11 protein-coding genes are annotated in these 12,802 nt (G+C 66.2%); 9 read left to right on the top strand and 2 right to left on the bottom strand.

What is annotated here, in order from left to right; all coding sequences use genetic code 11:
* Positions 1–91 precede the first annotated feature (91 nt).
* The 8 genes from HT136_RS08750 to HT136_RS08715 all read left to right on the top strand — a co-directional run bounded on the left by HT136_RS08750 (position 92) and on the right by HT136_RS08715 (position 9,523).
* A complete protein-coding gene (locus tag HT136_RS08750) occupies positions 92–937 on the top strand; it encodes a hypothetical protein (protein WP_214199386.1) in 846 nt (281 codons plus the stop codon).
* Between the two features lie 53 nt (positions 938–990).
* On the top strand, positions 991–1,419 hold the full coding sequence (locus HT136_RS08745) for a hypothetical protein (protein ID WP_246543484.1): 429 nt from the start codon (positions 991–993) through the stop codon (positions 1,417–1,419).
* Entirely contained in the window at positions 1,406–2,806 is a 1,401-nt protein-coding gene (locus HT136_RS08740) for an NAD(P)H-hydrate dehydratase (RefSeq protein WP_214199385.1), read from the top strand. The genes HT136_RS08745 and HT136_RS08740 overlap by 14 nt, the downstream gene beginning before the upstream one ends.
* A gap of 5 nt (positions 2,807–2,811) precedes the next feature.
* The gene (locus tag HT136_RS08735) at positions 2,812–4,077 is read left to right on the top strand and encodes a class I SAM-dependent RNA methyltransferase (RefSeq protein WP_214199574.1); all 1,266 of its coding nucleotides are present in this window, start codon (positions 2,812–2,814) and stop codon (positions 4,075–4,077) included.
* Between the two features lie 98 nt (positions 4,078–4,175).
* A complete protein-coding gene (gene alaS, locus HT136_RS08730; protein ID WP_214199384.1) occupies positions 4,176–6,833 on the top strand; it encodes an alanine--tRNA ligase in 2,658 nt (885 codons plus the stop codon).
* 205 nt (positions 6,834–7,038) lie between these two features.
* Positions 7,039–8,175, top strand: coding sequence for an acyltransferase family protein (locus HT136_RS08725; RefSeq protein ID WP_214199383.1), 1,137 nt, complete (start codon positions 7,039–7,041; stop codon positions 8,173–8,175).
* Positions 8,176–8,214: 39 nt separating this feature from the next.
* Entirely contained in the window at positions 8,215–9,144 is a 930-nt protein-coding gene (locus HT136_RS08720; RefSeq protein WP_214199382.1) for a glutaminase, read from the top strand.
* Between the two features lie 172 nt (positions 9,145–9,316).
* Positions 9,317–9,523 (top strand): hypothetical protein, encoded by a 207-nt coding sequence (locus HT136_RS08715; protein ID WP_214199380.1) that lies wholly within the window; start codon positions 9,317–9,319, stop codon positions 9,521–9,523.
* An 18-nt stretch (positions 9,524–9,541) separates the two neighbouring features.
* Here the strand turns inward: HT136_RS08715 and HT136_RS08710 are convergent, their stop codons facing one another.
* Together HT136_RS08710 and HT136_RS08705 are read right to left on the bottom strand one after the other, a co-directional pair.
* On the bottom strand, positions 9,542–9,982 hold the full coding sequence (locus HT136_RS08710) for a GNAT family N-acetyltransferase (protein ID WP_214199378.1): 441 nt from the start codon (positions 9,980–9,982) through the stop codon (positions 9,542–9,544).
* A gap of 13 nt (positions 9,983–9,995) precedes the next feature.
* The gene (locus HT136_RS08705; protein WP_214199376.1) at positions 9,996–11,777 is read right to left on the bottom strand and encodes a cation:proton antiporter domain-containing protein; all 1,782 of its coding nucleotides are present in this window, start codon (positions 11,775–11,777) and stop codon (positions 9,996–9,998) included.
* Positions 11,778–11,960: 183 nt separating this feature from the next.
* Here HT136_RS08705 and HT136_RS08700 point away from each other — a divergent pair, with 183 nt between their 5' ends.
* Complete coding sequence (locus HT136_RS08700) at positions 11,961–12,758, top strand: outer membrane protein assembly factor BamD (protein ID WP_214199374.1); 798 nt, start codon at positions 11,961–11,963, stop codon at positions 12,756–12,758.
* Positions 12,759–12,802: the final 44 nt, after the last annotated feature.

The following is a 12,802-nucleotide window of genomic DNA, read 5'->3' as shown; positions in this document are numbered from 1 at the left end:
TTTTTGGACGTTTCCTCTAATTTGATGAATTCATTCATCTTTTGAGGTGAGGTCCGGCTCCGGTTCTTCGCCGTCCAACAGGTTGCAGGTCATGAAAAAGGACTACGGTCTTCCCGATCCCGCCGCGCTTCTCCCGCGACGGCCCATTGCCATTCGCCGTCACGGTTTCGCCGACCGGTTCCGGCTACCCCTGCTTGGTGCCGTGATGGGGGTGATTGCCCTGGGCACCATCGTGACGGTCTGGCCCGGACTTTACCAGGACTTCAGGGTCTGGCGCGATCCGGTGGTGGTCGAGGATGCCTCGCTTGCCAGCAGCGAATGCCGCTACCGCAAGCTCACGATGAACTGCAAGGCGGGCATCGCCTATCCCCGCGACGGCGTGACCAAGATCCGCTCGGTCGAGTTCTCGTTTCTCAGTCCCGGTGGCGGCGAATTCGATACCCAGATCGTGGCGGAGCGCGGCCATCCCGACAACATCACGCTCTCGCTCGCGATCGACGAGTTGTGGAACCGGTGGCTGGGGGCGCTCGCGATTGTCGTTCTGCTGGGCGGCTGTGCGATCCTGATGCTGCGCCGCTTCGTGCACATGAACGCGACGCTCAAGGGGCTGAAGGAACCGGCCCCGCTCGAGCCCGTCTGGGCACGGATCACGATGCGCGCGAAAAAGGCGCGCGGGGCCAACCGGATCACCTATTTCCCTATCCTCGGGCTCCGGAAGGGCATGGGGATCACGTCGCAGGTGACTCGCAACGAGACGCCCTGGATGGTTTATGACGCCGCGCAGGACGAGACGTTCGCGCTCGCCGTACGTCACCCGAGCGCGCTGCTGCCGGTGCTGCTGGATGATGAATTTTCCCGCCTCGATCTGACCGAAGGGGAAATCGCGACGGCCCGTGCGGTTCGCGAGGCACTTGCCCTGCAGGTCGCGCGGCACTGAACGCGCAGCCGGGGTGCCTTGCCGAAGGTGTCCCGATCAGGAGCGGCAGGTGCATGCGCACTTGTCGCTCGGCCCTCGGCCTGTCAGCAAAAGGCATGCGCCGTTTCCACGTCTCCCGCTCGCTCCCTCTTTGGATGGTCCTGCCCCTGGCCGCGTGCTCGGGCGCGCAGGAACCACCGGCGGCGGCGCAAGGCGGTGAGACCATCGCCTGCGCGTTGGCCGGTTCGGACGCGATGAAGCCCGTCTGCGCGGTCGAGCGCGATAAGACCGGCACTGGCCTCGTGCTCGTCGTCCATCATCCCGATGGCGGCTTTCGCCGCTTCGATGTGGAGACCGACGGCTCGGGCCTCAAGCCTAGCGACGGGGCCGACCGCGCGGTGACGCGGCTCGAGGGCGACCAGCTCGAAGTGCGCGTGGGTACCGACCGCTATCTCTTCCCCGTGACGGTGAAAGCGTTAAACCCGAGGAATGCAAAGTCCTGACCAGATTCTCACCGCCCGCCAGATGCGCGAAGCCGAAGACCGCCTGATCGAGGCAGGTACAGGAGTCGATGCGCTGATGCAGCGGGCCGGGCGCGGGGCGGCGCAATGGGTCTGGCGCCTCTCGGGTGGCCACGCGGTCACCGTGCTGGCCGGCCCCGGCAACAACGGCGGCGATGGCTACGTGATCGCCCAGGCCATCCTCGAGCGCGGCGGCAAGGTTGCGGTCGTGGCGGCGAAGGCGCCTGCGACCGACGCGGCGCGGGCGGCACGCGCGCTCTACACGGGGCCCGTGCTCGGTCCGGATGATGCGCTGCCGCGCGGCGAGGTCTTCGTCGACTGCCTGTTCGGCAGCGGTCTTTCGCGCCCGCTCGAGTCGCCCCACGTCGATCTGCTCCAGCGTCTTGCCGCCAGCCACCGCAAGGCGATCGCGATCGATCTGCCGAGCGGCGTGGCAACCGATTCCGGCCTCGTGCTCAACGAAGGGTTGCTCGACTACCGCCTGACACTGGCACTCGGTGCATGGAAATTCGCGCATTTCCTGATGCCAGCCTGCGCGCGGATGGGCGCGCTGCGCCTGGTGCCGATCGGGGTGGAACCGGTCAGGGAGGCTGCGCAGCGCATCGCGCGGCCGACGATTTCGGGCCCTTCGGCGCACGTGCACAAGTATACGCGGGGGTTGCTCGCCGTCGTCGGCGGGGCGATGCCGGGAGCGGCAATTCTGGCCAGTACGGCGGCGCAAGGGGCCGGAGCGGGCTATGTCAAACTCTTCGCCGAGAGCAAGCGCAACTGTCCGCCCGATCTGGTGGTCGAGACGGGGCCGGTCTCGGAACTGCTCGCCGACCATCGCAATGCGGCCGTGCTGATCGGCCCCGGCCTCGGCCGTGATGCGGCCGCGCGCGAGAAGCTGGCGGTGGCGCTGGCCGACCCGGTGCCGCTCGTGCTCGACGCCGACGCGCTGGTGCTGCTGGGACCGCGTCTCCTCGCCGAACGCACCGCGCCGTTGATCGCCACGCCGCACGAGGGCGAACTGGTCGCGCTGGAACGCGCTTTCGATTGCGGGGAAGGGGCCACGCGTGTCGAACGCGCCCGCGCGCTGGCACGGGCGAGCGGCATGGTGGTGGTCGCCAAGGGGCCCGACACCGTGATCGCGGGGCCCGACGGTCGCCTCGCCTGCGCGCCGCGCGCTTCTGCCTGGCTTTCGACGGCGGGCACCGGAGACGTGTTGGCGGGGGCCATCGCCAGCCGGGCCGCCACCGGGTGCGATCCCTTCGCGGCGGCCTGCCAGGGTGTCTGGCTTCATGGCGAGGCGGCGCGGCTTTGTCCGCCAGCCTTTACCGCAAGTCAGCTTGCCCAAGCCCTACCGGCTGCGCTAGCGGCCTGTCTGTGACCGATCTGAACGAAGAAATCCTGCGAATCGCCTCCAAGGGCGACGGTGTGACCGCCTCGGGGCGCTTTGCCTGGGGCGCCGCTCCCGGCGACGTGCTGCGGGCCGACGGCACGCTCGAATGGGGGCCACACCACGTCGAGCCTGCCTGCCGCCACTTCGGACGCTGCGGGGGGTGCCAGCTGCAGCAGCTTGACGAGGAGACGCTGGAAGCCTTCGTCGAGAGCCGGGTCGCCAACGCCTCCTCCTCGCAGGAACTGGGTGCCGAGCGCATCGCCGCGCCCTATCTCTCGCCGCCGGGCGCGCGTCGCCGCGCTTCGTTGCGCGCCGAAAGCTCGGGCGGGCGCATCGCCATCGGTTTTCGCGAGGCGAAGTCGCACCGACTGGTCGAGCTGGAGGAATGCCCGGTCCTCGTGCCCGAAATCACCGTGCTGCTGGGCCCCTTGCGCAAGCTGCTCATCACCATGGGCAAGGCGGCTCCCGCCAGAAAGGGGCCGCGCGGGCGGTCGGCCAAGCCCTCGAAAGCGGACCTGCCGCGCATGGCCTGCGATATCGAGATGACGCTTGTCGACCAGGGGGTGGACCTTGGCGTCAAGGGGTTGACGGCCGAGGGCCTCGCCGCGACCGAGGCGATGCTGGACTTCGCCAAGGATCATGGCCTCGCGCGCCTGACGATGGACGGCGGCTATGGCTACGAAACCGTGTGGGAGCCCGCGCCCGTCACCGTGACGCTGGGTGAGACGCCGGTGCCGTTCCCGCCGGGCAGCTTCCTGCAGGCGACCAAGGACGGCGAGGAGGCGCTCGTCGCCGCCGCGCGCGAATGGCTCGAGGGTGCGGTCAGCGTCGCCGATCTCTTTTCGGGCCTCGGCACTTTCGCGCTCGCGCTGGCCAGCCCCACCTGCAAGGTCTTCGCCGCCGAAGCCGCACGCGATGTGCACCTGGCCTGCAAGCACGGTGCTGACCGCGCCCAGCGCCCGGTGTTCAGCGCACACCGCGACTTGTTCCGCAACCCGCTCCAGGCTGACGAACTCTCCAAGTTCGAGGCGGTTGTCCTCGACCCCCCGCGTGCCGGCGCGCGCGAACAGGTGGAGTGCATCGCCGACAGCTCGGTCCATCGCGTGGTGTACATTTCGTGCAACCCGTCGAGCTGGTCGCGCGATGGCGCGCGGCTGATCGAAGCGGGCTTCCGTCTCGTCGAACTGCGCCCCGTCGGCCAGTTCCGGTGGTCCACCCATGTCGAACTCGCGAGCTACTTCGTGCGCGATCCGCAGTAGCCAGGCGGACACACTTGCGCGTTTCATCGCCGAAATCGAACACACTGACCGCACCAAGCGTCTTGTGCCCCGCGCGCGCGTAGCTTATCGGCGCGCTTATGCAGACGACGAACGATATCCGCCGGTCCTTTCTCGACTACTTTGCGTCGAAGGGGCACACGCCTGTCCAGTCCGCGCCGCTGGTCCCCTACAACGACCCGACGCTGATGTTCGTGAACGCCGGCATGGTCCCGTTCAAGAACGTATTTACCGGCCAGGAAAAGCGCGACTATTCGCGCGCGACCTCCTCGCAGAAGTGCGTACGCGCAGGCGGCAAGCATAACGACCTCGACAACGTCGGCTACACCGCGCGCCACCACACCTTCTTCGAGATGCTCGGCAACTTCTCGTTCGGCGACTATTTCAAGGAAGAGGCGATCACCAACGCCTGGGGCCTGCTCACCAAGGAGTGGGGCCTTGCCAAGGAAAAGCTGCTCGTCACCGTCTACCACACCGACGACGAGGCGTTCGACTTGTGGAAGAAGATCGCCGGGCTCAGCGATGATCGCATCATCCGCATCCCGACCAAGGACAACTTCTGGTCGATGGGCGATGACGGCCCGTGCGGTCCGTGCTCGGAAATCTTCTTCGACCATGGCGACCACATCTGGGGCGGCCCTCCGGGTTCGCCGGAAGAGGACGGCGACCGCTTCATCGAGATCTGGAATCTCGTCTTCATGCAGTTCGAGCAGGCCGCGGGCGAGATCGTCGGCAACCTGCCGCGCCCCTCGATCGACACCGGCATGGGCCTCGAGCGCCTCGCCGCGGTCATGCAAGGGCAGCATGACAACTACGACATCGACCTCTTCCGCAACCTGATCGCGGCGTCCGAAAACCTCACCGGCGTCAAGGCCGAGGGCGAGACCCGCGCCAGCCACCGCGTGATCGCCGATCACTTGCGTTCGACCAGCTTCCTCCTGGCCGACGGCGTGCTCCCCTCGAACGAGGGCCGTGGCTACGTGCTTCGCCGCATCATGCGCCGTGCCATGCGCCACGCGCACCTGCTCGGCGCCAAGGACCCTCTGATGCACCGCCTCGTGCCCGCGCTCGTCGCCGAGATGGGCCAGGCCTTCCCCGAACTCGGCCGCGCGCAGCCGCTGATCGAGGAAACCCTCGAGCGCGAGGAAATCCAGTTCCGCCGCACGCTTTCGAATGGCCTGAAGCTCCTCGACGAGGCGACCGGCGACATGGGCGAGGGTGCGACGCTCGCGGGCGAGACTGCGTTCAAGCTCTACGACACCTACGGCTTCCCCTATGACCTCACCGTCGATGCGCTGCGCCCGCGCGGCATCACGGTCGACGAGGAAGGCTTCCAGTCCGCGATGGCGCAGCAGAAGGCCGCCGCACGCGCCGCGTGGAAGGGGTCGGGACAGGCCGCCGACGCCGAGATCTGGTACGACATCGCCGAGCGCGAAGGCGCCAGCGAGTTCACCGGCTACACCGCCACCACCGGCGAGGGCCGCGTCGTGGCGCTGCTCGTCGATGGCAAGGAAGTGAGCGAGGCCAAGGCCGGCGACGCCGTCACGGTGCTCACCAACCAGACCCCGTTCTATGGCGAATCGGGTGGCCAGGTCGGCGATGCCGGCACGATCACCGGCGCGCTTCCGGGCAGCGACCTCAAGATCGCGATCGCCGACACGGCCAAGCCGCTCGGCCGTCTCCACGCCATGTCGGGCACCGTCGAGGCCGGCACGATCAAGCTGGGCGATTCGGTCCTGCTCTCGGTCGACGTTGCGCGCCGCGATGCGATCCGCGCCAACCACTCGGCCACGCACCTCCTGCATCAGGCGCTGCGCGATCGTCTCGGCGATCACGTGACGCAGAAGGGCTCGATGGTTGCGCCCGAACGCCTGCGTTTCGACTTCTCGCATCCCAAGGCGCTCTCGGACGAGGACATCGCCGCGATCGAGGCCGAGGTGAACGCGGAGATTCGCGGCAACGAAGCCGTCATGACCCGCCTGATGACCCCCGACGACGCCATCGAGGCAGGTGCCATGGCGCTCTTCGGCGAAAAGTACGGCGACGAAGTCCGCGTGCTCTCGATGGGCCGCCCCAACGGCAAGCGCTCGTACTCGGTCGAGCTGTGCGGTGGCACCCACGTCAACGCGACGGGTGACATCGGCGTGTTCCGCATCGTGTCGGAAAGCGCGGTCTCCTCGGGCGTGCGCCGTATCGAGGCACTGACCGGCGAAGGTGCGCGTCAGTGGTTCGTCGCGCGCGAGGACGCGCTCAAGGCGACGGCTTCGGCGCTGCGCACGACACCCGATGAGGTCGAGGCGCGCGTTATCGCCTTGCTCGACGAGCGCAAGAAGCTCGAACGCGAACTCGCCGAAGCCAAGAAGGCGCTCGCGCTTGGCGGCGGCGGTGCGGCTTCGGGCCCGGCCGACGAGGACATCAACGGCATGACCTTCTCGGGACAGGTGCTCGAAGGCCTTGACCCCAAGGAACTGCGCGGGCTGCTCGACCAGGCCAAGCAGCGCATGGGCTCGGGCGTGGCGGCCATCGTGGCGGTCAACGAGGGCAAGGGCGCGATCGCCGTGGCGGTTACGGACGACCTCACCGACAAGGCCTCGGCCGTCGACCTCGTGCGCGTGGGTGTGGCAGCCATGGGCGGCAAGGGCGGCGGTGGCCGCGCCGACATGGCTCAAGGCGGTGGCCCCGATGGTGCAAAGGGCGCCGAGGCGATCGCCGCGGTCAAGGCCGCTCTCGCTGGCTGATCCGGATTCGGGAAGGCCCGGCGCGCGCTTTTGCGACATGCGCCGGGCCTTCCGAAGCTTGCGCTGATCCACCGGTGATGAAGCGTAATCCTGGCCACAAAAGCTATTGCCTCCGAACCGGCTCCAGTTTGGCTCTGGCCGCTTGGGCTCTGCGCTATCCTCACACCTGACGGTGCATCGACCCGTCGTCGCGGGGACCAGGCGGGTGGACAGACCTTCCGGATCGAACTTCGCCAATGTGCAGGTGCTGCGCGCGCTCGCGGCCTACATGGTGGTGTGCCATCATGTCCTCAACAACCTGGCGCACTACACCGCGGTCGGGTGGATGCCCGAACCACCTGCGCTCGGCGCGCGCGGGGTGGAGATTTTCTTCGTCATTTCCGGCTTCATCATGGTTGCGACCACCGATGCGCGGAATCCCGGCTCGCTGCGTTTTGCCGTGCACCGGATCGTGCGCATCGTGCCGATCTACTGGCTCGTCACGCTGGTGGCCGCTACGGCGCTGGGTGTCGGTTTTCAGCTTTTCAACCGCGATGCCCTCTCGCCCGAAATGCTGCTCACGTCGCTGGCGTTCTTGCCGGACATCCAGCCCGGTGGAGAGGTGACCAAGCCGATCGTGGTCGTCGGCTGGACGCTCAACTACGAGATGACGTTCTACGCGCTCTTCAGCCTGTGCCTGCTGGCGCGCAAAAGCGTGCGCGTCGTTCTGGCGAGCGCGGCCATCGGCCTCGTCTGGCTCGCGCAACTGCGCGGAGCGGGTGGGCTGTTGGGATATTGGGGGCAGGACATCGTTCTTGCTTTCGCGCTGGGTATGATCGTGGCGCGGGCGTCGGATCGTCATGTCTTGTCCGTCGGCCGGGCGCAAAGCGTGCTCGTTCTGGGGGGCGTGGGCCTTGTCGTCCTTGACCTCGTGCTCGTGCCGCGGGGCCTGGCGCATGCAGGGCTCGTCAGTGCGGCGGCGGCCGGGGCGATCGTGCTGGGCGCGGTGGCGCTCGATCGCCAAGGGCGCAGCTTGCGGGCAGGGTGGCTCCAGCGTCATGGCGATGCGAGCTATTCCATCTATTTGCTCCATCCTTTCATCCTGCAGGGTGTGGGCAAGCTCTGGAAGGTAAGTGGGCTAAATGGCGGTGTCGCCGGTCTGGTGGCGATGGTCCTGGTCATGCTCCTCCTGTCGGCCCTGGTCGGGCTCGTGTTCCATCAATGTGTCGAGAAACCTTTGACGCGGTTCCTTCGCAAGCGTGCCGACGTGCTTCTGGGACCTCCAAAGAAGGTGCGTCGGCATTGGATCGGGGGGCGAGGCGGTTCGGGGGATGCGGGTCGCGCAACTTCATTGGCGGAATAGGGCTGGTGGGCGAGCGCGGCTTATGCGAGCAGGCAAGCCATGGATATCACGCAGATTGTCGAGGACATCGCCGGGGCCATGGCCCGCGAGACCGAGCGGGGGAAAGTCGCGGACTACATTGCGCCGTTGGCAGCCATTGCGCCCGAACGCTTCGGCATGGCCGTGGTGCTGCGTGACGGATCGGTTCACGTCGCGGGCGACGCCGAAGAGCCGTTTTCGATCCAGTCCATCTCGAAGGTCTTCGCATTGACACTGGCGATCGGCGCGGTGGGGGACCAGTTATGGACGCGGGTGGGCCGAGAGCCCTCGGGCTCGGCGTTCAATTCGATCGTGCAACTCGAAAGCGAGCGCGGCCGGCCGCGCAATCCCTTTATCAATGCCGGGGCCATCGTGGTCACCGACGTGCTGCTCGGGCATCTCGAACCGCGCGAGGCAATCGGGCAGATGCTGCGTTTTGTGCGCGAACTGGCCAGTGACGAGACGATCCGTATCGATGAGGAGGTCGCGCGAGCCGAGCAGGAGACCGGCTTCACCAACATGGCGCTGGCCAATTACATGCGCGCCTTCGGTACCGTTCGCGGCGACGTCGCCAAAGTGCTGGGGACCTATTTCCATTTTTGCGCGCTTTCGATGTCGTGCCGCCAGTTGGCGATGGCCGGACGCTACCTCATGGACGGCGGGCGGGTGGAAGGGCGCCGTTTCGTGACCGAGCGCCGCGCGCGCCGGATCAATGCGCTGATGATGTCTTGCGGACATTACGACAACTCGGGAGACTTCGCCTACCGGATCGGATTGCCTGGGAAATCGGGCGTGGGCGGCGGGATCTTATGCGTCGCGCCTGGAATTGCGAGCATTGCAGTCTGGTCACCCGGCTTGAACGGCAACGGCAATTCGCAATTGGGACAAATGGCGCTCGAAAGACTTGTATACCAAACCGGCTGGTCAGTTTTCGAACCGAAGTTCTCCTGACAAGCCCTTATTTGCAGCGAGAATTGCCCCAAATCGGGAAGGTCCGTGATGCGGATCACTGTAAGAACCTCGTTCAATAACATAAGTTAACTTAACTACGATTCGTCGGGGAGGGCTCCGGGCGAATCAATTCAATGCCGTGGGAGACATTCCTGCGGCAGAAAGGGGGACCATGCCGGCAGTCGAAATCTATACAGATGAGGACGATGCCCAGCCGTTGATGGTGGCTGAGTTCGATTTTCTCCCGCGTATGGGGGAGTATCTTGCACTCGATGTGGACGATGAGTTGATCCAGTTCGACGTGGCCGAAGTCTGGCATCGCCAGGATGACGACGGGCGGTTCAGTGCCTGCGTGCGCGTCGAGACCAGCGACACCTGATCGGGAGGGGCCGGGCGCTTAGCCTGGTGCCAGGCGGGCCATCACCAGACGGTGCTGGCCGGGGCCATAGTAGTCGTTCACGAGGGCTTCTGTGGTGAAGCCATTTCTCTCGTAAAGCGCTATCGCGTGGGCGTTATCGGGCAGCACGGTCAGCCGGATGACGCGAACCGCGCAAAGCGCCTCGAGCACGGCGGCGATCAGCGCGGTTCCGATGCGCTGGCCTTGGTGTGCCGGGGAAACGCCAAGCGAGAGCAGCCAGCCCTCGCCCGCGTCGTCGACCCCGCCGAGTGTGTATCCGGCGATCTCTCCCGCGCTCTCGGCTACGAAGAAGCGAGAGGGAAACAGGTCGAGAAATTGCCGCAGGGCGACCGGATCGTAGCTTTCCTCGGGAAAGGTCGCGCGCTCGAGAGCGACGATCGCGTCCAAGTCGGCTCGGGTAGCGCGGCGGATTGTCGTCATGCTTCCGGTTTCCTCAAGCGCTTTCGGGCTTGGTCAGAACGCTGGAGCGCAGCGCCGGCTTCTGCGCCAGTCCACCTTGTTGCATGATCTGTTCGCGCAGGGCATCGCGCTTCTCATGGATCGAGGCGATCACCGGTCCCATCGCCACGCCGGTTTCCACGAGCACGGCCTCGGACAGCTGGAGCGAGCTTTCGAGCGTCTCGGGCACCGCATGGGTCGCGCCGGCGCGGTAGAGCAAGGCGGCGTGCTCGGCATCGCGCGCGCGCGCGATGATCGGCAATTCGGGGTATTGCTGGCGCAACTTGCGCACGATGCGCTGCGCGGTGACCGGCACGTCCATGGTGAGGATGACGGCGGCGGCCTCGCCCGCGCCGAGGCGCTCCATCGCGTCACCGCGCCCGGCATCGCCGAACGCGACATGGTAGCCGGCCGCGCGGCCATCGGCGATGAAGTCGGTATCGGTGTCGATCGCGATATAAGGACGTTCGTGGCGCGCCAGCATGTCGGCAACGAGGCGGCCGACGCGGCCGAAGCCGATGATGATGGTGCGCGGGGTATCGGTGGTTTCGGTCGGGTGGCGGGGCGATTCGACTTCGTCGACCCGCCGCGCGGCCATCTTGCCGAACATCGAAAGGAGCGGTGTGACAGTCAGCCCGATGGCGGTCACGATCTGCCAGAACTGGTTGGTGCCAGGCTGGATGAGCTGCGCCGAGGCGGCTGCGCTCAGCACGATCAGGGTCGTTTCCGAAGGGCTCGACATGAGGATGCCGGTTTCGGTCGCGGTGCCGCGCCGTGCGCCCATCAGGCGCAGCAACACACCGGTCACCACTGCCTTAATCAACAGCACGCCCACTGTCGCGACCAGGATCGACCAGAGGTACTCCCAGACGACCCACAGGTCGATGCTCATGCCAATGGTGATCAGGAAGACGCCGAGAGCCAGGCCCTTGAACGGCTCCATGATCTGCTCGACCTCGGAGTGGTATTCGGTCTCGGCGATGAGCAGGCCCGCCACGAGTGCGCCAACGATCGGCGAGAGGCCGACCGCGGCGGTCAGCAGCGAGGCGAGGATCACCACCAGCATCGAGGCGGCGAGAAACAGTTCGGGGCTCTTGGTGCGGGCAGCCTGCGCGAACAGCGGAGGCAGCAGAAAACGCCCGAAGATCAGCAGGCCGAGCACCACCCCGGTGCCCCACACCAGCGTGTGGATGAGGTTGCCCATGCCGTCGGCGGCGGCATGGGGGGCAAGAGCGCCGAGAAGGAAGATGATCGGAACGAGCGCGATGTCCTCGAACAGCAGCATCGCGAGGGCGGCGCGCCCGACCGGTGTTGCCGCGTTGGTGATCTTGAGAACGAGCGCGGTGGAGGACAGCGAGAGCGCGAGGCCCAGTGCCAAGGCGCCGGCAAAGGCCTGTCCGATGGCGGCGAGGATGAAGGTCAGCGTGCTGCCGATGACCAGCAGCTCCATCATGCCAAGGCCAAAGACCATCCGGCGCATGTCCCACAAACGGCCGAACGAGAGTTCGAGGCCGATCGAGAACAGCAGCAGGATGATGCCGAACTCGGCGAAGATATCGAGCCCGCCCGGATCGGTGATGGTAATGTGGCTGAGCCAGGGGTGCTCGAAGACGTGGCGCCCGAGGCCGAACGGGCCGACGAGCAGGCCCACCAAAATAAAGCCGATCACCGGTGTGATGCGGAATCGGTTGAAGACCGGAATGACGATGCCCGCTGCGCCCAGGATCACGAGCGCATCGGACATGACGGGGGAATAGAGATCGCTGCTGCCTGCCATGTCGGGCCACTATGGCAGGCCGGGACGGGCAAGCAAGGCGCAAAGAGGGCAATATCCTCGGCTAAGTGATTGGTATGGTGCCCCGGGCGGGAACGGCATGTCGCGCCCGGGCTTCGGCGCGACGTGGAAAAACACTGCGCAACTTCACTTGGCGTTCAGCAAACCGCTGGCTATAGACGCGCCATGTTCGAAAGCTCGCGCCTCAAACCCGTCGTACTCGCCGCAGCCTGTGGCGCCCTCGTTCTCACGGCCGGTTGCGGTGGCGGAGCTGGCAAGAAGAAGGACACTGCCTACGTCGCGCGCGACGTGGACACGCTTTACGCAGCGGCCCGCCAGCGCCTCGACACCGGCCGCACCAAGCAGGCCGCGGCCCTGTTCGACGAGGTCGAGCGCCAACATCCCTATTCGCCCTGGGCACGCCGCGCGCAGCTCATGAGTGCGTTCAGCTATTATGCCGCGCGGGATTACAACAAGGCGATCCAGTCGGCGCAGCGTTTCCTGTCGATCCACCCGGGCAACAAGGACGCACCTTACGCGTATTACCTGATCTCGATGTGCTACTACGAGCAGATCAGCGACGTGACGCGCGACCAGAAGACCACCGAGCAGGCCAAGGCCGCGCTGACGGACATCATCCGGCGCTACCCGACCACCCAGTACGCGGCTGATGCGCGCCTCAAGCTCGATCTCGTCAACGATCACCTCGCCGGCAAGGAAATGACCGTCGGGCGCAACTACCAGCAGCGTGGCAAGTGGCTCGCGGCGACCCTGCGCTTCCGCCAGGTCGTCGACAACTTCCAGACCACCAGCCACACTCCCGAGGCGCTCTACCGTCTCGTGGAATGCTACCTCAACCTCGGCATTCCCGAGGAGGCGCAGAAGGCGGCCGCCGTGCTCGAGCGCAACTATCCGAATAGCAAGTGGTACGAGCGCGCCTACAAGCTGATGGACAAGAACGCACACGACTACCTCGCGGCCTGACGGCATCGGTTCGTCGCGAGCGCTTCTAGCGGATTTCGAAATGG

This window comes from Novosphingobium profundi (assembly GCF_018491765.1).
Taxonomy (GTDB): domain Bacteria; phylum Pseudomonadota; class Alphaproteobacteria; order Sphingomonadales; family Sphingomonadaceae; genus Novosphingobium; species Novosphingobium profundi.
This window is presented reverse-complemented; position numbering and strand designations above follow the sequence as displayed.